This window comes from Kosakonia sp. PSU_27 (assembly GCF_039409795.1).
Lineage (GTDB): Bacteria > Pseudomonadota > Gammaproteobacteria > Enterobacterales > Enterobacteriaceae > Kosakonia.
The window spans coordinates 1-21136 of sequence record NZ_JBCIVK010000017.1; the positions used below are offsets into that span (position 1 = coordinate 1).

General features: G+C 47.5%; 11 protein-coding genes and 3 pseudogenes. 9 read left to right on the forward strand and 5 right to left on the reverse strand.

Annotated elements, in window-relative coordinates:
• A partial coding sequence (locus AAIG26_RS23495) for an integrase core domain-containing protein (RefSeq protein WP_343181599.1) occupies nt 1-417 on the forward strand: 417 nt, incomplete at its 5' end.
• A 551-nt stretch (nt 418-968) separates the two neighbouring features.
• Here the strand turns inward: AAIG26_RS23495 and AAIG26_RS23500 are convergent.
• Together AAIG26_RS23500 and AAIG26_RS23505 are read right to left on the reverse strand one after the other, a co-directional pair.
• The gene (locus AAIG26_RS23500; protein ID WP_343181600.1) at nt 969-2204 is read right to left on the reverse strand and encodes an McrC family protein; all 1236 of its coding nucleotides are present in this window, start codon (nt 2202-2204) and stop codon (nt 969-971) included.
• A 3-nt stretch (nt 2205-2207) separates the two neighbouring features.
• Nucleotides 2208-4793, reverse strand: a complete 2586-nt coding sequence (locus AAIG26_RS23505; RefSeq protein ID WP_343181601.1) for an AAA family ATPase — start codon at nt 4791-4793, stop codon at nt 2208-2210.
• 579 nt (nt 4794-5372) lie between these two features.
• Here AAIG26_RS23505 and AAIG26_RS23510 point away from each other — a divergent pair.
• The 7 genes and pseudogenes from AAIG26_RS23510 (at nt 5373) to AAIG26_RS23540 (ending at nt 16733) form a co-directional block, all read left to right on the forward strand.
• A complete protein-coding gene (locus AAIG26_RS23510) occupies nt 5373-7733 on the forward strand; it encodes a class I SAM-dependent DNA methyltransferase (RefSeq protein WP_343181602.1) in 2361 nt (786 codons plus the stop codon).
• Nucleotides 7733-9136: a restriction endonuclease subunit S gene (locus tag AAIG26_RS23515; protein ID WP_343181603.1), complete on the forward strand. Its 1404-nt coding sequence runs from the start codon at nt 7733-7735 to the stop codon at nt 9134-9136. Before AAIG26_RS23510 ends, AAIG26_RS23515 begins: the two co-directional genes overlap by 1 nt.
• Complete coding sequence (locus tag AAIG26_RS23520; RefSeq protein WP_343181604.1) at nt 9133-12381, forward strand: DEAD/DEAH box helicase family protein; 3249 nt, start codon at nt 9133-9135, stop codon at nt 12379-12381. Before AAIG26_RS23515 ends, AAIG26_RS23520 begins: the two co-directional genes overlap by 4 nt.
• 145 nt (nt 12382-12526) lie before the next feature.
• Nucleotides 12527-13737, forward strand: a protein-coding gene (locus AAIG26_RS23525) for an IS3 family transposase (protein ID WP_343181605.1) whose coding sequence is annotated in 2 segments (ribosomal slippage) — nt 12527-12764 and nt 12764-13737 — 1212 coding nt in all. Because the reading frame shifts where the segments join, the coding sequence is not laid out codon by codon here.
• A 545-nt stretch (nt 13738-14282) separates the two neighbouring features.
• Complete coding sequence (locus tag AAIG26_RS23530) at nt 14283-14984, forward strand: hypothetical protein (protein WP_269232432.1); 702 nt, start codon at nt 14283-14285, stop codon at nt 14982-14984.
• The gene (locus AAIG26_RS23535) at nt 14981-15415 is read left to right on the forward strand and encodes a hypothetical protein (protein ID WP_269232433.1); all 435 of its coding nucleotides are present in this window, start codon (nt 14981-14983) and stop codon (nt 15413-15415) included. Before AAIG26_RS23530 ends, AAIG26_RS23535 begins: the two co-directional genes overlap by 4 nt.
• A gap of 202 nt (nt 15416-15617) precedes the next feature.
• Nucleotides 15618-16733: pseudogene (locus AAIG26_RS23540) on the forward strand (IS3 family transposase).
• Nucleotides 16734-16818: 85 nt separating this feature from the next.
• Here the strand turns inward: AAIG26_RS23540 and AAIG26_RS23545 are convergent.
• Both AAIG26_RS23545 and AAIG26_RS23550 read right to left on the reverse strand, forming a co-directional pair.
• Complete coding sequence (locus AAIG26_RS23545) at nt 16819-18789, reverse strand: methyl-accepting chemotaxis protein (protein WP_343181621.1); 1971 nt, start codon at nt 18787-18789, stop codon at nt 16819-16821.
• 700 nt (nt 18790-19489) lie between these two features.
• Nucleotides 19490-20025, reverse strand: a pseudogene (locus tag AAIG26_RS23550) (tyrosine-type recombinase/integrase); the annotation flags it as partial.
• 147 nt (nt 20026-20172) lie between these two features.
• Between AAIG26_RS23550 and AAIG26_RS23555 the strand changes: the two are divergent.
• The gene (locus AAIG26_RS23555) at nt 20173-20589 is read left to right on the forward strand and encodes an Imm42 family immunity protein (protein WP_343181622.1); all 417 of its coding nucleotides are present in this window, start codon (nt 20173-20175) and stop codon (nt 20587-20589) included.
• A gap of 207 nt (nt 20590-20796) precedes the next feature.
• Here the strand turns inward: AAIG26_RS23555 and AAIG26_RS23560 are convergent.
• Nucleotides 20797-21070, reverse strand: a pseudogene (locus AAIG26_RS23560) (transposase); the annotation flags it as partial.
• Nucleotides 21071-21136: the final 66 nt, after the last annotated feature.

Below are 21136 nucleotides of genomic sequence, written 5' to 3' on the forward strand. Positions count from 1 at the left end.
CTGACAATCACCGCTGCTTTCGGTATTTCAGGCGTTCAGGTCACGCGTATTCTGGACAGCATCGCGTTGTTGCGGGGGTATCCGACGACAATAAGAACCGATCAGGGCCCGGAATTTACCTGCCGCGCGCTCGATCAATGGGCCTTTGAGCATAGTGTGGAACTACGGCTTATCCAGCCAGGTAAGCCAACGCGGAACGGATTTATTGAGAGTTTTAACGGACGTTTTCGCGATGAGTGTCTGAATGAACACTGGTTCAGCGATATTCTTCATGCCCGGAAAACGATTAATGACTGGCGGCAGGATTATAACGAGTGCCGTCCCCATTCATCGCTGGATTACCGGACACCAGCTGAATTCGCAACGGACTGGCGAAACAGGAAATATGAAGAAAAACCAACCGATATTACTAACTGAAGGTTGTATCTAATCCCGGGGGCAGGTCAGTGCGGCTTCCCAGCGGGTAGAACCCACTGATAGCAAACGGCATACCCCGTCTCATGCGGTTAATCCGCTGACGGACCAGCGCGACAACAGACATCCCCCCTCCCAATACCAAATGACTCTTAAATCAACATGTGAATTCGTTATAAACCATGTACAGAAAGGCTTTCAAGCTCATTTATGTCAGCAAAAAATTATCAACATATAACTCTCATAGCCATTACGCAGTGGCGAGCGCAAAGCACCGTAGACGCGTAAGCGTTCACCACTGCGTGGTGGCCAGCAGAATACAACTTTGAAAAACAAATAAATATTTCACGCTCAACAATATATTTCTAATATTCATCCTGTGTATTCTCTATCATTTATTGTCAGATAGCATGATTTTTGATTACTAAAAATAATTAGTTGATTGATTAATTAATCTCTTATTAAATTCATTTATAAAAAACACGCTAAGAAAGGTAAAAGAACACCTTAATAGTGCTCTTACCTTCCTTCGATATTCATCAATGCTCGTTTTATTACAAAGACCAGATTAATTTCCGACTATTATCTATTGCTATCGTTTTAATTGCCAATTCTGGTTCGTGCATTCCCTGTAACCTGAAGCCGTGATGGGAGAGCAATCCTGCCTGTTCCGGGTAAATTAATTGCAAATGAGGTACTTCATAGCGCCCTGCATACGCATAAAGTTGATAGATGTCGCTGCTGGAAACACCAAGCTTGCGGTCGTTTTCATTCAATAATTTCCATTTGGTGTCCGCGATCAATTGCGGTACCTCTTTATCGTCAACGAAAGCAATATCCGGTATAAGCTGGAATTGAGGAGAATCGCCTTCACGGATCGCCAGATATCTGCGCGGCCCCTGGGTACGAATATGCCAGCCCTGTTGGTGAGCCCAGGGCTTTAATTTCTCGGCAACCCAGGCTTCAAACAGGCGGTTCATATCAAATAACAGCGAAAACAATGGAGTGCTACCGGCTAAGACATCAGGTTTAATTGCAGAAATAAACAATCGACATTGTTCAAGGACAGGCTGAAATCTTTGATTAATACGATCGCTTGTCAAAGCGTTAAATGATTGCAAAGTAATGGGTACATCCCGAATACCATCAAAATGCATCAACAATTCGCTTAACTGCTTTCTTGTTTTGCTGGAATGTGCCCACGGCATCAGCAATCGCAAGGTAAAGCGGAGTATCTGATTCAACAGAATGTCTTCACTGAACTCATCGAAACGACAATAAACCCGCTCTTTATGTACTACGTTGTGTCGGATATGTTGTGGGATAGCCAGGCGGCCACGGATTACCGCAAGGTTTTCTTCTTGCTCGACATAATTGCGTAATTTGCCTTGAATGATCTGTGCATGAAGATCCTGACAAAAGTGCTGGATAAAAATATCCAGCAGGGCCATACGCTGAGTATTGATACCCGCCAAAGCCCCTTTATGCGTACGTATCAACCGTGCAGTCTGAAGCATCTGTATCAACGCTGACCGGCAAGATTCTGGCTGAGCCTCTTTACCGTGGATTTTAGGCAGGATTTCGAGTGTCAGATCGTCTAAATGGATCACGCCACAGAACTGGGCAAAACGAACCGACTGATGTCCCCAGCTAAAGGCACCAGCAGGAAGCGTCGATGACAATTTCTCCAGTAAACGAGCATGATGAATGCCCAGCACACGCTGGGCATTCGTTCTTTCGGCAATAACGGGCAGTGAATCATGTTCAATAACGGACAATATTTCTGCCACGACTTAATCCTCATAAATTTTGCGGATTGAGTCGGGGGTAATATCTTGTGCGGATGACACCCGATATTCAACGACCTCTTCAAAATCATCATGAGTAAACCCGAACACATCTGTACTCGTCAGTCTGACATGGCCAATCAGGGGGGCCTCTACCAGCTTTCCGGCAGCGTCGATATCCCGGAATACAAGCTGAATCTTGTGCCAGTCCTCATAAAAATATTCCTGTAACAATGGAATAAACTGATTCAGGAAGACCGCTTTTAACTGAGTAAGGTTCGTTACAGAACAAAGATAAGCATGGCCCAGCATAAGATCCCGGCTGAGAAGGAAGCGAATTCGCTTGTTCATTGCATCCAGCAGTTTGCGCAGATTAATTTGACGGCCATCGTCATCAACAATATTCCCTGCACCATCCTCACCCGCAATTTGGGTACTGTCTGGCATGAGTTCTTTAAAACGAAAGCGACGGCGTAAAGCCGTATCCAGCAGAGCGATTGAACGGTCTGCTGTGTTCATGGTGCCATAGATATCCAGATTCGCGGGCACACCGAAAGGCTCCCGTGAATAAGGCAAGGTAATACGCATACCTTTATCACCATTGATGCGCTTATCGGGTTCAATCAGGGTAATCAACTCACCAAATATCTTCGCGACGTTACCACGGTTAATTTCATCAATAAAAATGGCATAGCGATGTCCAGGATCCGCTTCGGCATGTTGGCAGATACGACGGAATACACCGTCTTTCGGCGAATAGCTTAATTCTCTGCTCTCTTCGTCAAGCTCAGGGCGAATGCCTTCGACAAAGTCTTCGTAGCTGTACGCCTGATGAAAAGTGACGAATTCGTAGCGTTTGATAGTTTCTGATACGGCTGGCTGCTGCTTGAGTTGCCTGCTTAAGGCAATAAGCTCCGTGAATTCTTCTTGTGCTTCAGGCAACGTAACCCAAAAACTATTATCAATTTTATCAAAAAGATAAGGTGGAACACGGCGCGCATATTTTACTGTTGTCGATTCTTCGGACGTATGAGTTTGTAGTGTAGCCCAAATTGTTGAATTCAAAGAATTCATACGCCCCTGCGCTTTAGCTTTGCTGAGCACGTATTCATGGGCAGCAATCTGAGCAACTTTAGATTTTCCCCCCATATCCACAAGCGCGATGAAAATAACCTCATACCATGCCTTGTCAGAAAGCTGTTCTCCCAGCCACTGCTCGCGCGTAAGCGTCTGGGACTCGCTAACGTATTTCGCTTTTAGCAAATTAAGCTCGTACGTTTTTCCTGTTCCCGGAGGGCCAAAAAAAATCAAATTTTCAGGTTGGGACAACAGTGAACCAGTAATTTTCTCAGAACTACCATCCACAATGCTTAACCATAATTTCTGGAGGTGATTAGCGCTATCGGTACGGATAGCAATGCCAGACTGCTGAGGAAACCAATTTTGCTTGTCTTGATTCAAGACATTTAATCTCTCTTCAGTAATAAAAGGCTCAGTCGTTACATCCATGATTCTTGAAAAATCGATATCAACGAATCTACATGTCTCATCGTTGCTTGCTTTATCAGCGTTCCAGTGTTTATCTTCATACGGTTCAGAAACAACCGTCCCAACGGCAAAAATACCTTTTGGATTCTCACCTACTCGCATTAGCCAGGCTGTGTCACCGACTTTGACATTACTGTTATTGCAGCTCCAGCCTTCCCGATGAAAATCTCCATCACGTGTTTTTTGAATAGCTGAAGAAAGTGATTCCCATTGCCAGTTTCGAGGATTCCAGGTCATTAACCAGTGTCTGACTGGCTGCTCTTGCCACATTTGCGACAAAGGGGGAACATAAAAATCGAGCTGCTCTCTGTTCTGTATTTCTTCTTGCTCATGTCTTATTTCCAGCAACACTCTATCCATCGCAACTGCTGAAAAATCTCCCTTATATTGTGGCTTAAAAGCACGAATAATCGTTCTGCGGTCGTTATTGCTGAATATGCGTTCAAAAACATCCGGGAACAGCATAAATAACAGCATATGACGGAACTGACGACTCGCATTCTCAGGAATAGCGCTTAACCATTCGGCAAAGGCGAAACCATCACTCAGGCGCGCCTCGCGTTCTGAAGATGTTAGCATTAACAGAGCCTTAATAACGTTAGTCAGATAAGCAAATTCTCGTGCACGCAAAGTGTTAAATCCTGTTCCGGCGCTGCCAACCCCACAAAGTACCGCGTCTTTAAGCGCAGGATGATCAGCATTTAGCGGCTCACCAGAAAGCGCCCAGATTTCGATAATCTGATCACGTTTGGTTCTTGCGCTGATATTGCTGGGACACAGAAAAAGCAACCAAAGCATCTCTGCGGTGAGCTGTTTTGCTTCGGCTGATACACTAGCCAGCTGTTCCTTAAGACGATGCATAAAGTTGCCTTCCAACTCGAGTTGGCTGTTTACAACATCACACTCAATCTCCGCCAAATACTGACTGTTCCAGAGTTTCTTATCACTAAAAAGTGAACCGCCATCAATAAGGCAATATTTCCGCCATTCGCTAGCAGCACTCAAAATTTGTTCTGATTTATCTTCACCTGTGTAGCGGCTCATCCTTGTGATCCTCTTATACAAATTAAACAAGTTATAAAAGCTAACTTATCCGATAAGAATCATTATCCATCCTGGATTTGTCAGCCCCAGCATCTCTTTTGAGCAACATTCTAATACCCTTCCGCTAGCTTCGCTGTGCTCTTTACCCAAAGTAGTTCGGTATGACAGTTATGCAGACACTCGTTGGCCAGACCGCAGAACAGGCGGAAATATCATTTACGGAACATCTTACCGAAGTCAAAATGGCCTCCTTGATGATCAACGCTTATGCCCCAAATTAGTAGTCCTCTATAGTTTCACCTTGTAAGAAAATTAATAAAAAACATTAAAATCATAAAGTTAAATATAAAATATTACCTTTTTTATGATATGCGGTAGCAGAGTTATTAGCACTGGCAATACGTTACGATTAAGAATGGCCCTTATCAAAAGGAATTTGTTGCTTGTGCTCGTACGTTCTGGCGGTATGATTTTCCGCAACTCATTTTGTTGTACCGTATTCGCAGGCTTTTGACAGGACAGTGCCCCCTCTGCCCCCTCTGCGACAGGTGCTCACACTAAAGCTTTTTTGGAATCATTATGTCTAACAATAACTTCTCTCAAACGGCTGCGTTTATCTGGTCGGTGGCCGATCTGCTGCGCGGTGATTTTAAACAGTCTCAGTACGGGCGTGTGATCCTGCCCTTTACGCTGCTGCGTCGCCTTGAATGTGTGTTGGCGGAGACCAAAGACGCGGTGGTGGCGAAATATGATGAATTAAAAACCAGCCCGCTGCCGGAAGATGCGAAAGAGAAGTTTCTACTGCGCGCCAGCGGCCTTTCCTTCTTCAACACCTCGAAGATGGATCTGGGCAAGATGGGGCAGAACGACATCAAAGCCAACCTGGAAAGCTACGTACAGGCGTTCTCCCCGGACGCGCGTGAAATCTTCGAACACTTCAAATTCAGCGAGTTTGTCGGCCTGCTGGAAGATGCCAACCTGCTGTTCAAAGTGGTGAAGAAATTCGCCACCACCGATCTCAGCCCGAAAGCCATTTCCAACTATGAAATGGGACTGGTATTTGAAGAGCTCATCCGTCGTTTTGCGGAAAGCTCCAACGAGACCGCCGGTGAGCACTTTACCCCGCGCGATATTGTGCGTCTGACCACCTCGCTGGTGTTTATGGAAGATGACGAAGTCCTGACGCAGGACGGTATCATCCGCACCATTTATGACCCAACGGCCGGGACCGGCGGCTTCCTCTCTTCAGGCATGGAATATGTGCACGAGCTGAACCCTAATGCGGTCATGCGTGCCTTTGGTCAGGAACTGAACCCGGAATCCTACGCTATCTGTAAAGCCGACATGCTGATTAAAGGTCAGGACGTCAGCCGTATTAAGCTGGGTAACACCCTTTCTAACGACCAGCTACCACAGGATCAATTCGACTACATGCTTTCTAACCCGCCGTTCGGCGTGGACTGGAAAAAGATTGAAGGTGAGATCAACGACGAACACAAACTGAAAGGCTTTAACGGTCGCTTTGGCCCGGGCCTGCCGCGTGTCTCTGATGGCTCACTGCTATTTTTACTGCATTTGATCAGCAAAATGCGCGACAACCACAATGTGGATGGCACAGTGAGCAACGGTGGGCGTATCGGGATTATCCTCAATGGTTCACCACTGTTTACTGGTGGGGCGGGCAGTGGTGAGAGTGAAATCCGTCGCTATATCCTGGAAGCCGATTTGCTGGAGGGCATTGTCGCGCTGCCAACGGATATGTTCTACAACACCGGCATTGCCACCTACGTCTGGATCCTCTCAAACAAGAAAGCGCCTGAGCGCAAAGGCAAAGTACAGTTGATTGACGGCAGCAACTTGTACATCAAGATGCGAAAATCTCTAGGCTCCAAGCGAAATAGAATAAACAAAGCTTATAGAAAAATTATTACTCAAACCTTCGGTGATTTTGAGGTGGTGGATACCATAACTCTGGAAGATCTTGGTCTGGAAAAAGCCGCCGAGCAAAAATCCAACCGTGGTCGCCAGTCTGCCACCGCCAAAACCGAAGCGCCGAAAACCTTCGCCAGCAAAATCTTTAACAGCACTGACTTTGGCTATCGCCGCCTGACCATTGAGCGCCCGCTGCGTTTATCCGCTCAGGTGACGGATGAAGCTATTGCGACTCTGCGCTTTGCGCCGAAGCCGTTTAACACGCCGATGGAACGCCTGTATGAAGAGTTTGCGGCCCAATGGCAGCAGGAGACCTATGGTGATTTCTCCGAGCTGGAAGCAGAAGCGCGCGCCATCATCAAAGCCGAATTTGCCGAGCTGAAAGAGAAACAAATTAAAGACCTGCTCGACAGCAAACTGTGGCTGGCGCAGCGCGCCTTGATGGAAAAAGCGCAGCAGATTCAGGCAGCTCTGGGTACGCAGTCGGGTGGTAAAACGCTGGTAAGCAATGACTTCAACCAGTTCCAACTGACCCTGAAAGGGGCCATCAAAACAGCTGGCGTGAAGCTGGATGCGAAAGAGAACAAGCAGTTTATCGATGCCATCACCACCAAAAACCCGGATGCCGAACCGGTGGTGAAGAAAGTGCTGAAAGAAGCCGCTCAGCCGCTGTACGGTGCGTTTGAATATAAAGGCAAGGTTGTTGAGTTTGAGCAGGACGGTGAGCTGCGTGATAACGAAAACGTACCGCTGAACCCGGCAGTCTCCACCAGCGACCTGATTGAAAACTATTTCGAGTCTGAAGTACTACCGCATGTGAATGACGCGTGGATCAACGCCGATAAGCGCGATGCGAAAGATGGCGAAGTAGGGATTGTCGGTTATGAGATCCCGTTTAACCGCCATTTCTATGTCTATCAGCCGCCGCGCCCGCTGGAAGAAATTGATGCCGATCTGGATGCGGTCAGCGCCGAGATTATGAAGCTGCTGCAGGAGGTTCATTCCTGATGGCTAAGTATAAGGCGTATCCGGAGTATAAGGATTCTGGAGTTGAGTGGTTGGGGGAACTTCCAGCTCATTGGACAACGCTAGCAATAAAACATGTTGCTCAATTAAATCCTTCTAAATCATGCATTAGCATAGAAAAAATGAAAGGGATGTGTAGCTTTATTCCGATGGAAAAGCTCAAATTCAATTCCTTATGTTTAGATGAAATAAAAGATGTTACCGATGTATATAATGGATATACATATTTTGAAAATGAAGACATCCTAATTGCAAAAGTCACACCATGCTTCGAAAATAAAAACATGGTCGTTGCGCGTGATTTGAACAATGGCGTAGGATTTGGTTCTTCTGAAATTTATGTTTTACGTTGCAATGATATTATAAACAATGATTTTTTATTTTATCGTCTTCAGGAAGATAGCTTCATGTTCATAGCTGAAGGTGCTATGACCGGTGCTGGTGGATTGAAGAGGGTACCTTCAGAAGTTCTAAATAATTTTAAATTTGGGCTTCCAAGTAAAAAAGAGCAATCAATAATAGTAGATTTCCTCAAGCACGAAACCGCAAAAATCGACAACCTAATCGAGAAGCAACAGCAACTGATTAAACTACTGAAAGAAAAACATCAGGCAGTGATTAGCCATGCCGTCACCAAAGGGCTAAACCCTGGCGTGCCGATGAAAGATTCTGGCGTTGAGTGGTTGGGGAAAGTGCCTGCACATTGGATAAAGCAGAAATTGGTTAGTGTTTCTGATGGGTCAAGAGGAAGTTTTGTAAATGGGCCATTTGGTAGTGACTTGCTAGCTGAAGAGCTTAGAGATCATGGAATACCCGTAGTATACATCAGGGATATTAAACCTACTGGTTACTCCCGTAAAAGCACTGTATTTGTTACACCAATGAAAGCTAAGCAACTTGATGTATGTAAACTTGAGCCTGGTGATGTCATTGTTTCTAAAGTCGGCGATCCTCCTGGGGATGCATGTGTTTATCCTGTCGGAGAACCAAGTGCAATAATTACTCAGGATGTAATAAGAATCAGGGTAGATAGAGATAAATTTAGTCCGGAGTTTATTGTTTATCTTTTGAACTCTGATTTTGGTCGTATGGTGGCCAATGACATAAGTGTGGAGGGCACAAGAAAAAGAGTTTCCCTTGGGGATTTCAAATCTACAAGATTTGTTCTACCACCACTAAAAGAGTCTTTGAATATCGTTAGATATTTAAATGGCGAATGTGAAAAGTTGAGCTGCACTATTGCTAAAGCTACTCAGGCTGTCGCTTTAATGCAGGAACGTCGCACCGCCCTTATCTCCGCCGCTGTTACCGGAAAAATCGACGTTCGCGACTGGGTTGCCCCTGATACGCAAGATGCTGAGGAGCCACAGGAGGCCACCGCATGAGCATGGACAGCACCAAAGAGCTGATTTTCCAGAATGAGATGATTGCTCAGATGATCGAGCGAGGCTGGATTTGTGGCAAAACCGACGGCTACGATCGCGAACGTGCGCTGTACTCACAGGATGCACTGACCTTTGTGCAGACCACGCAGCCGCAGGAGTGGGAGAAGTTTGCCAAAATTTATCCTACCGATACCGAGCGTCATTTCCTCGATGCGCTGGTGGCGCAGTTGAAAAAAGCGGATATCAACGCCACCGATGTTTTGTCTCGCACTTACGGCACGCTCGGCGTGCTGCGTCATGGTATCAAAAGTCATAACGCGCGTTTTTCACTGTGCCAGTTTAAGCCGGAACATAACCTCAATCCGGAAACCCTGACTCGCTATAAACAGAATATCTGCCGTATTGTGCCGGAGCTGGTTTACAGCCCACATGCATCGAACGCCGCATTTGAAGAAACGGGCACCAAGGCGAAGAAATGGCGTATCGACCTCGTGTTGTTCGTCAATGGCCTGCCAATAGCGACCCTCGAACTGAAGTCTGAATTTAAACAGGCCGTGCAGAACGCCATCACGCAATATAAAAAAACGCGGTTGCCAAAGGACCCTGGCACCAATAAACCTGAGCCACTGCTGACTTTTAAACGCGGAGCGCTGGTGCACTTTGCCGTCAGCCAGTACGAAGTGTTTATGGCGACTAAACTCGATGGCGATAAAACCTTCTTCCTGCCGTTTAACAAAGGCACCCATGACGGCGGCGCGGGGAACGACATCCCGGAAGATGCCAACGACTACGCTACCAGCTACCTGTGGAATGAGGTGCTGCTGCCGGACAATTTGCTGAAAATTCTCGCGAGCTTCGTGCATCTGCAAATCGTCGAAAAAGAAAGTGCCATTGGCCTGAAGTACAAAAGCGAGAGCCTGATTTTCCCGCGCTATCACCAGTGGGACGTAGTGAACAAACTGATCATCGCCGCCACGGTGGAGGGGACCGGCAATAAATACCTGATTCAGCACAGTGCGGGGTCGGGTAAATCGAACTCTATCGCCTGGACGGCCCATCAGCTTTCCCGCCTGTACGATGAAAATGGCGAGAAGCAGTTCCACTCGGTGATTGTGGTGACGGACCGCACCGTGCTTGACGATCAACTGCAGGACACCATCTATCAGTTTGAGCATCAGGATGGCGTGGTCGGGCGTATCAATAACAAAGAAGGCGACGGCTCTAAATCGGAGAAGCTAGCCAGCGCGCTGGAAAACTCGCAGCCGATTATCATCGTCACCATCCAGACCTTCCCGTTTGTCCTGAAGGCAATTGAAAACAGCGTCAGCCTCAAGCAGCGCAAATACGCGGTGATTGCCGATGAAGCGCACTCCTCGCAGACCGGCTCTACGGCGCGTCAACTGAAAGAAGTGCTGATGATCGAAGAAACGGATGACGATGCGGAGATGTCTTCAGAAGATATTCTGGATGCCACCGTCGCCGCGCGTAAGGGCAGCAACAATCTCAACTATTACGCCTTCACCGCTACGCCGAAAGCCAAAACCCTGGAGCTGTTTGGTCGTCGTCCTAATCCGCTGGAACCGGCATCTAAAACTAACAAACCGGAAGCGTTCCACGTTTACTCCATGCGTCAGGCCATCGAAGAAGGCTTTATTCTTGATGTGCTGAAGAACTACACCAACTACAAAGTGGCGTATAAGTTGCTGCAAAAGTTGGACGATCCTGACCGGGAAGTGGATAGCAAGAAAGCCAAGATCAAACTGAACCAGTGGGTCTCGCTACACGATCATAACGTGTCGCAGAAAGTGAAGGTGATTGTTGAGCACTTCCGTAAGCATGTGATGCACCTACTGTCTGGCCAGGCGAAAGCGATGGTGGTGACCAGTTCGCGTAAGGCTGCGGTGCGTTACAAACTGGCGTTTGATAAATACATCGCTGAGCAAAAGTACGACAAGATCAGCGCGATGGTGGCGTTCTCCGGGGAAGTGGAATTCCATGAAGATGACCACAACAGCCTTGCGCTGCTTAACCAGAAGTTCACCGAAATCAATATGAACCCAGGCCTGAAAGGTCGGGATATGCGCAAAGCGTTTGATACTGACGACTACCAGGTGATGCTGGTGGCCAATAAGTTCCAGACCGGTTTTGACCAGCCCAAGCTGTGCGCCATGTATGTGGATAAAAAACTGGGTGGTGTGGAGTGTGTACAGACGCTGTCGCGCCTGAACCGCACCTATCCGGGGAAGGCGCAGTCCGGAACGTTTGTGCTCGATTTCTACAACGAACCCGAAGAGATTTTGGGGGCTTTCCAGCCGTACTACCAGACAGCAGAACTGACGGATGTCAGCGATCCACAACTGGTCTTTGAGCTTTATGAAAAGCTGCGTACCAGCGGCATTTTCCTGTGGAACGAAGTGGAACAGTTCTGCGAGGCGTTCTTCAGCAAAAACAAATCCAACGCGGCCATTAGCAATATTTGCAAACCGGCGGTGGAGCGTTGGAAGCAGCGCTACACCTCGGCTATTGATGCGTATGTGCTGGCCAAAGAGATGTTTGAACGCACCAAGAAGACCGGCGATATTGTGCTGATCACCAATGCGGAAAACACCTTTAAAGAGTGCGAGAAAGAAAAAAGTAAGCTGGATATCTTCAAGAAAGATCTCGGCAGCTTTGTCCGTTTTTACGAGTTTATGTCGCAAATCGTGGATTATGATGACAAGGACTTAGAAAAACTTAGCCTGTTTGCCCGGCATCTGCGTCCGTTACTGCATGAACAGCGTATCGAAGAAGACGAAATTGATTTAAGCAACGTGGAGATGAGCCATTATCGTTTGTCGAAGCTCCACGAACAGCACCTGAAGCTGCAGGAGGGTGCTGAAGATTACAAAATCACACCGGGTAATGATGTCGGAACGGCAAAGCCGAAGGACAAGAAAGAAGAGTTTTTGTCAAATATCCTGGCTCGTCTGAATGAACTGTTCGTCACCGATAACCTCACCGATAAAGACATGATCAATTATGCCTTCGCGGTGCGCGACAAGCTGTCAGAAAACCAGGCGGTGATGACCCAGATTGCCAACAATACGCGCGAACAGGCGATGCTGGGAGATTTCCCGAAAGCGATTGATGATGCTGTGATGGACAGTAACGAGGCCCAGCAGGAGATGATGGTGCAGTACCTCTCAAATCCTGAACTGGCGAAAGGCTTTGCCCGCGTGGTGTTTGATATGTTGAAAGGAATTTAAAGTTAGGGGGCTATTTTCAGCCCCCATATACCAGCCCAACGACTCCGTGTAAGGATATAGTAACTGGCAATCAAGGCGGTATTGAATCGCCACGGGTTTAACAGACACCTCAGAGTCATTTAAGATGACTTAAAGAGAGGTGCCCATGAGCGGTAAGCGTTATCCTGAAGAGTTTAAAATTGAAGCGGTCAAACAGGTTGTTGATCGTGGTCATTCTGTTTCCAGTGTTGCAACACGTCTCGATATCACCACTCACAGTCTTTACGCCTGGATAAAGAAGTACGGCCCGGATTTTTCCACTCATAATGAACAGTCAGATGCTCAGGCCGGGATCCGCCGTCTTCAGAAAGAGTTGAAGCGGGTTACGGACGAACGGGACATATTAAAAAAAGCCGCGGCGTACTTCGCAAAGCTGTCCGACTGAGGTACGCCTTTATCCGCGATAACAGCCGTTGCTGGCCTGTTCGTTTGCTCTGTCGGGTTCTGGATGTCCATCCGGGTGGATTTTATTTCTGGCTTCAACAGCCACATTCGCAGCGTCACCAGACAGACCAGATGCTGACCGGGCAGATCAAACAGTTCTGGCTTGAGTCTGGCTGCGTCTATGGTTATCGCAAGATCCATCTCGATCTGCGTGATACCGGACAGCAGTGCGGAGTGAACCGGGTCTGGCGGCTGATGAAGCGTGCCGGAATAAAAGCTCAGGTTGGGTACCGTAGCCCACGAGTACGTAAAGGCGAAGCCAGCATCGTGACACCCAACAGGCTCCAGCGGCAGTTCAATCCGGACTCACCGGATGAGCGTTGGGTGACGGACATAACCTACATCCGAACCCATGAAGGCTGGCTGTATCTGGCCGTGGTGGTTGACCTGTTCACCCGAAAAGTTATCGGCTGGTCAATGCAACCCCGCATGACAAAAGAGATTGTCCTGAACGTATTACTTATGGCGGTGTGGAGGCGTAATCCTCCAAAGCAGGTACTGGTTCACTCTGATCAGGGCAGTCAGTACACGAGCCATGAGTGGCAGCCGTTCCTGAAATCACACGGTCTGAAAGGCAGCATGAGTCGTCGCGGTAACTGCCACGACAACGCGGTTGCGGAAAGCTTTTTCCAGCTACTGAAACGCGAACGGATTAAGAAAAGGATCTACGGAACGAGAGACGAAGCCAGAAGCGATATTTTTGATTATATCGAAATGTTTTATAACAGTAAGCGTCGGCATGGTTCGAGCGAGCAGATGCCACCGGCTGAATATGAAAACCTATATTATCAACGGCTCAGAAGTGTCTGGATTATCCGTGGTGATTCACATAAAGTCACTAAATTTATTACAAAACAGTTAGTTAGGCAATGAAATCTGTCTCTTTTGCCTGTAAGACCTGTAAGACCTGTAAGACCTGTAAGACCTGTAAGACCTGTAAGACCTGTAAGAAATGCTCTGTTATGTCCCTTGAAAAAGCCGCTGTGGTTGATAGTGGTAATTGGGATGTTAGCTCATAGCGGCGTGTAGTTCCAAGCGTCAGACACGTACTGACTCAACTTGAAAGCTATGATGTAGCCCCGTCTCTAAACAATCCCAAAAACTTTTAGTGAAGCGCATTTTAGCCCGATGCTCCCGTTCTGTCGCCGTCGCGAGACGCCGCAGGGGATAAACAGGTTTATGGTGGTCACGGTACTTGTAGACCATATGCAAGCTCTGCCAGCGGTTCGGCCTCGCTCCCCTTGAGTACATGGTCATCCTGATAAGCCTCACTAACTGACATAACCCTGATGAAGTCGCCAGAGGCTCCGCTTGTCTGTACCACCAACGGGGCTTATATGATGCTATTGCTTGCCGTCTGGACTGCCTGAAAAGTAGGCTATACCATTGATGGTCAGAGTTGATATGGAGGTGAAAGCGTGAGCACCAGAAGAGAGATAAAGGACGGGGCATTATTTGACGTACTCGACAGGGGAATAGTTTACACCGAGGTACTCGGCTGGATTGATATGGGGCATGCCCGTGGTAATGACGTGGCCGAGCTTAGACGTCAATTCGTTGAGGGGGAGCGTAGCGGTAAGCCGTCTTATGTAGTCATGTATCGGCAGGATATGGGCATCATTAAGTTCGCATCGCGGCTTGGTGTCGGGAAGTTCTCTCGCTGGGAAATTAAGTGTGGCCGGAGCACCGAAGACATTAACAGAATCATGCTGGCAATGATGATGAACACTGCATCCAGATTCGAGGGGCTGCAAAGCTTACGGTCATTCTCTTGGTATACGGACAGTGGCTTTAGTGGCGAAGATTTGGTTTCTGATCTGTTCGGATTCTATCGGGCTATAATTCCGGGTCGGTATGGTTATCGTGTCAAGCCTGTGAGTTATGAATCAGCCGTCTGCCGCTGGGATTACTACGGCGCTATAGGTTCCCATAAAAATCGAGGGTTCCGTCCGATTCTGTTTCCTGATCCAGAAGATCCATGTGTGCGGCATCAGGCGTATATGGTGAATCTTCCGCATTTTATGGCATGGCTTAGGCCGTGGGACGATTTCACATCCGGGGTGGTTAAAGTCATTACAAATGATGGTGCATCGCTCTCATTCATGGGGGCTAAGCAATGACAACCCTGTTAAAAGTAGTGAAGTGGTGTGTGCTGTTGGCTGTCACCGTGCTTATTCTAGTATGGTTATTTGTCTGGCTCGTTGCATCTGGCTCTGATGAAACAACTGTCTACAAAGAAAATGATTTCTTCAATTACCACACTCTAACAGACAAGGACATTGAAAACGCCCCGCGTATAACGGACGACTTCAATTTCGAGTCACACCCCGGCGATGGTTATGCGCCTTCAAATAGTATTATCTTCAAGGGAGCAACCGGGACTGAACCGTTGCGCTCTTACCTTGAAAAGCTGGGCTACACCAAGGAAAAGCGTAGCTTAGGGGAAAGGGAAATATGGTCAAAACCTGATCAGTTGAATGGGGATCTTTTCTATCTGTACTTTAATGCCGCAACGGGTGAAGTCGAGCTGACAAAGGTTATGAATCACTGAACCTCCCCGTCTTGAAAAATTCACGCTTATGGTTGCCCCTCACTCAACGATTTAGGTTTCAACTTTTCCCGTGCGCCTCTCCCAGCCGAAGGCTGGGTGGGCTGTATATCGATTTGCCTTTCTCTGTGGCTTTATGACCCTGTTTCGCGTTCTGACCGCGAGGCTGTGGGTTAGGGTCAATTAGCAACGTGAGGGCATCCCCATGAAGAAGCGTTTTTCCGACGAACAGATTATCAGTATCCTCCGCGAGGCCGAAGCCGGGGTTTCTGCCCGGGAACTCTGCCGTAAGCATGCTATTTTCAGACGCTACTTTCCACACCTGGCGCAAGAAGTTTGGTGTTATTTAAATGGCTGAATTAAAAGGATTAAGTCACTTGAAGAGAAGCGCGCCCGCCTCAAGAAGCTGCTCGCCGAAGCCATGCTGGATAAAGAGGTACTACAGGTGGCTCTGGGCCGAAAGTACTGACGACAGGCCAGAAGCGGGAAGCCGTGGTGTTGATGTGTGATGCGACCGGTCTGTCGCAACGGCGTGCTTGCAGTCTGACAGGCCCTGTCGACCAGCCGTTATGAGACTCAGCGTCCCGCCGCTGATGCACATTTATCAGGGCGTATTACTGAGCTGGCGCCTGAACGCAGGCGTTTTGGTTACCGGCGCATCTGGCAGTTATTGCGTCGGGAGGGCTTTTACGTCAACCACAAGCGGGTATACCGCATTTACCACCTTAACGGCCTGAGTGTGAAGCGCAGACGACGTCGTAAAGGGCTGGCGACTGAGCGGCTTCCGCTTCTGCGCCCGGATGCACTGAACCTGACATGGTCGATGGATTTTGTCCTGAATGCACTTGCCAGCGACCGTCAGATTAAGCGCCTGACTTATATGGATGATTTCACGAAGGAGTGCCTGGCGAGCACCGCCGCTTTCGGTATTTCCGGCGTTCCGGTCACTCGTATTCTGGACAGCATAGCGATCTTCCGTGGCTATCCGGCGACGATAAGAACCGATCAGGGTCCGGAATTTACCTGTCGCGCGTTCGAGCAATGGGCCTTTGAGCATGGTATGGAGCTTCGACTTATCCAGCCGGGTAAACCAACGCAGAACGGATTTATTAAGAGTATTAACGGACGCTTTCGCGATGAGTGTCTGAATGAACACTGGTTCAGCGATATTCTTCATGCCCGGAAAACGATTAATGACTGGCGGCAGGATTATAACGAGTGTCGTCCCCATTCATCACTGGATTACCAGACACCAGCTGAATTCGCTACGGACTGGCGAAACGGGAAATGTGAAGAAAAACCTACCGACATTACTAACTGAATGTTGTATCTAATCTTGGGGGCAGGTCAGTAACAATAAGAATTGATTAGAGAAGCTCTGCTGATTTATCAGCAGAGCTTGACCTTCAGTGATGGTCGTGTCGGGTGGAGAGCTTCTGCAACACCGTCAGTTGCGCAACTGCTTCTTGCATGGCATCCATACCTGCGGTCAAGGCATGCAGGCTGCTTAGATGTGTAGCGATACTTTCCCGCTCATCATTGGTTTTACTGCTCATGGTCGCAATCGTATCAGCTGCGGAAATAGAGTGCTGTGCCATGTTGCTGGCCGTTTCCACGGTATTGTTCGCCACGTTGCGGATGCGAGAAATCGTGGTGACCGCCTGATTAATGTTTGCGGCGGTGGCATCCGCCTGTTCTTTTGAGGAACGTGCCAACCGCCGCACCTCGCTTGCAACAACGGCAAAACCACGCCCGGCATCGCCAGCCCGCGCTGCTTCTACAGCGGCATTGAGCGCCAGCAAGTTAGTCTGGAATGCAATGTTACTGATACCACTGGTAATTTCATTAATACCTGCAGATATTTTCTCCAGATCGTCCAGCCCTTCAACTAAACGGTTCTGTGCCTGCTGGCTTTGGATAGCAATATCGCTGATAGAGCGAATACTGTTTTCCGCCATCCCCAGGGTTTCATTCTGCGTCTGGGTCGCCGCTTCGAGCATCGGTAATGCCGTCATTAGCGGACCCAGTTTCTGTTGATAAGCAACCACGCGAGAAATTACGCCACTCTGGAAATCATTCAGCGCTTCCCAGCGACGAAGCGCGCGCTGGGCATAGTGTCCCGCATAGCTGGCATATTCCACCGGGAAATTCGTCATTGCTTTCACATCATGGTTGAAAAAAACCAATGCGGATAACGTCTGGTTAATTGGCACCCCAAGAATTTCCCCAAAGCTGGAAAATCCTGCAGCTGGTAAGCCTTTAAAAAAGTGTGCGTTATGCAGATGGGACTCACTGCCCAGACGACGCAGAATACAGTCGTTCATCAGGACGGCCGCAGGTTTACCAAGCCCCGTAATGAAATGATTCCAGTCCTGTTGTGTTGCCTGTTTAAAATCAGTTTCTTCGAGCAAATGCAGGCGATCACCAAATTCAAGGTCGCAAAAAAAGTGCACACCGTTACTGTCAATGGTCGCGACAGAGCGAATGAAGTATTCATCTCCTACTTTCACGCCGAAGGTGAGCCCTTTAAGTTTTTCGGTTAAATGTTGCTCATTACAGCGTAAATGTTCCGCCAGCGCGCTCGTAAAATGAACCTGCTGACCCTGTTCGTTAAATACGGATGTGACGGTACGGGCGACCGGATCCGCCTGAGCAATCAACCAGCTTTTATTGCACGGTTTAAAATTCTGGCTTTTGAAAGGAGCGAATGATTTCCCTCTCGACATGGTGCAAAAGACAATCACTGCTTTTCCCTGCATCACCTCACCGCCCACGCTTATCCATGTACCATCGAAAGCGAGTTTTCCTCCTGCCGAACCGCCAATAGCAAGGCAGGGGAAACGACCGCAGTTATACCAGGCCTGCATCAAAAAGCCTTCTGATGCAGAAAGCCCGTCACAGTAAACCATAGCGAAAGTTTTCTCTGAGGAGAGCGGCATACGCACCTGCAGCCTTTCGAGCTCTAGCTGAATCGCTTTGATTCGATCCGGAGCGGTATGCATATCTTTCACATGTAAATCAACGATATGTACTTCGTGCTGTGCAACCAGTGAGTCGGGCAGGAACAGCCAGCTGCCCTGTTGCCCCGCGCCGTCACAATAAGTCGTTTCGCGGCCGCTGCTACTCAACGCGCCACTGGAAGAAAGGGTGATTACGGTTAAGTCGGGAGAGGATAATTGCTGCCATGCCCGGCTGACGTTTGGATAATCGGCATTAGGCGGAACAAATGTCATCAGGATCCCACGGGATTTATTACTTAAGCCTGCCGCCGATAACGTTCTGGGCATATTTCGGCAATCATAAATGCCATTCGCTGGCTGGGAACGACTCCGGCGCAATGCTGCGGCTAACAAGCTTTTTATCGACATAGATGACATATCCTCACCATTTTTGAAAAACTAAATTTTTTACAGAATCTAAAGTTAGGACGAATTTATGAGGCTATATATTCTGCTTTCATTACATACTTCAAACTAAGCGTCAGATACAATTTAGAAACATTGCTTTGATTACTTATTTCTTATCGCCTTGGCGGGCTAAATGTTTAATTATTTTTATCGGCAGATAGGCGCGGCAATTATTAAAATAGTCAAAATAATCAATATATAACGACGCATAGCAGACTATCGATATATCATCCAGTAAAAAATATATACCAATTATGTGATACGTCTCAAAATATGGGCGTAACTATCCATGGAATCAAGGCTATATATTTCCAGACCTGACTGTTTCTTAGTTTTACCTTAAGATAACTGTTTACTTTGAACACTCGGCCCTGAAATCCTGCGCCATTCAGAAATAGAAGGTCACGTTTAATATCAACAAAACGGACCTTGCAGATCTCAAATCAATCCCATCCAATATAATGAAAGTGTGTGAAAAGCAGCTCAACAGTAAAAAGCAGATAAAACAGAGAAAGAAATACACAGACTGCTAAGAAAGTTTGGCGAAGCAGGCGCTCTTGAACTCCTCTGGCATGGGGAATATGCTAATGGCACGCCGCCACTGGACGAAAAAAACAGTTAAAAAAACAACACCTTCCTTGTAAAAGGCTCTCACGCTCCAAAGCCAGGATTATTTCGCGAAGTTAAATTTATCTCTTGCCCTGCGGAGTTTATCTTCCCCGCGCCCGTCACACTTCTGCGTGGTGGTGACGCTGGCGTGACCCATTGCATCCTTGGCCGTAATTAAGTCCTCACCATTATCGAGCAGCGCCGTTGCGAAGGTTCTTCTGAGATCATGGGGCGCGCACTTGTCGAGATCGGCCTCTTACTGACGCGTCTGCAGAATATGCTACACCGCCTGGTCGGTGAGACGGTCGTTCGTGACTCAGTCATGCCGACGGATGCCTGTGAACAGTGGGCCGGGATGTTCGCCACGAATCTGATCGGTCTACAACATTAATCGTTGTCAGGCTCCGGCCGGCACATAGGCCAGTTTTCCTTATTACCTTTGCCAGGCACTTTTAATGCATGCTCACCGGGGAGGGTATCTTCATAGCTCAGCGCCACCGCCTCTGATCGGCGCTGGCCGCAGCCAGGAATCACCGCCAGCAATGCTGCATCCCTGCCGCCTTTGCTGCTGCCGTCGGCTTCACACATAGCGCATAATCTCCATACTATAGATAGTAATGGTTACAAATAGAGATTTTCTCCAGATAATACGGGTAGTTACGATTGGTCAGGTAGTACCGCAAACATAAAAAACAAGCTTGAGTTACCAAATGACGTTAGAGCAGCCTTGAGAAAGCAGGAAGGATGGAAAATAAAATGATTATTGGAAATGCATTGGAAATTGGTATTCAATTAGAATCAATTATTGAATTGAGTTCCCCAAGTGGCCTTTTTAATTTTATTATTGATGATCGGTTAATTCCTGGGAAGGGAATAGTCACCGATCTATATGTTGTGATTTCCTCGCTAAAGGATAGTTTGAATAATAAATTAGCTGATGGTGTCATTGATATAGGGGAAATACCATTGGATGATTTGGATTTTTCAAACGGAGCCCCGGATAATGTGCTTTGGCTTGATGTAAGTGAATTATCAGATTACGGCTGTGTTTTTTGGTTGGGATTTGATAGGGAATTCGAACGTTTGTTTTATTCAACTGATTTTGAAAAAAACAATTCAGGAAAAAATATATCCAAAGGGTACAATAGAAAAACTGATTAATAGTTTACCAGATGCTAAAGATTTTATAATTAGAAGAATTAATAAAGAAGTAACGATTACTGATGTTACTGTTTAGCTATTAAAAATAAGAGTCTTAACCCGCTCGCGTTGGTTAACACACCCTGATAGGCCCGCAGGCTTGAAACCATAGAAAAAGTAGAGCAGCAAAAAATAATAGACTAAGCAAAAAATAATCTTCGGGGTTTTATTCAGGCTCCGGCAGGCCTGACGAATACTGAGTCCGAATGCTGTTATCAGATACGTTACCAGTTTACGCTTCAAGACTGGTTTTAGCGCTTTTTTCGATAACGTCTTTCAGTGCCCGGTTCTCCTCTTCAAGATGCTTTATCTTTTTAATATCAGAAGCTTCCATTCCATCGCGTTTAGATTTCCAGTTGCAGTAGGTGGCCTAAGAGTTACCAACCTCCCGGCAGGCATCTTTTACAATCCGTCCGACTTCTACCGACTTAATCACGGTGATGCTGGCCTGCCCCCGGGATTAGATACAACCTTCAGTTAGTAATATCGGTTGGTTTTTCTTCATATT

Bases quoted from the DNA above. Each gene is read 5' to 3' on its own strand.
- AAIG26_RS23520 (WP_343181604.1), top strand. From the start codon at position 9,133: ATGAGCATGGACAGCACCAAAGAGCTGATTTTCCAGAATGAGATGATT.
- AAIG26_RS23515 (WP_343181603.1), top strand. From the start codon at position 7,733: ATGGCTAAGTATAAGGCGTATCCGGAGTATAAGGATTCTGGAGTTGAG.
- AAIG26_RS23505 (WP_343181601.1), bottom strand. From the start codon at position 4,793: ATGAGCCGCTACACAGGTGAAGATAAATCAGAACAAATTTTGAGTGCT.
- AAIG26_RS23555 (WP_343181622.1), top strand. From the start codon at position 20,173: ATGGAAAATAAAATGATTATTGGAAATGCATTGGAAATTGGTATTCAA.
- AAIG26_RS23545 (WP_343181621.1), bottom strand. From the start codon at position 18,789: ATGTCATCTATGTCGATAAAAAGCTTGTTAGCCGCAGCATTGCGCCGG.
- AAIG26_RS23510 (WP_343181602.1), top strand. From the start codon at position 5,373: ATGTCTAACAATAACTTCTCTCAAACGGCTGCGTTTATCTGGTCGGTG.
- AAIG26_RS23535 (WP_269232433.1), top strand. From the start codon at position 14,981: ATGACAACCCTGTTAAAAGTAGTGAAGTGGTGTGTGCTGTTGGCTGTC.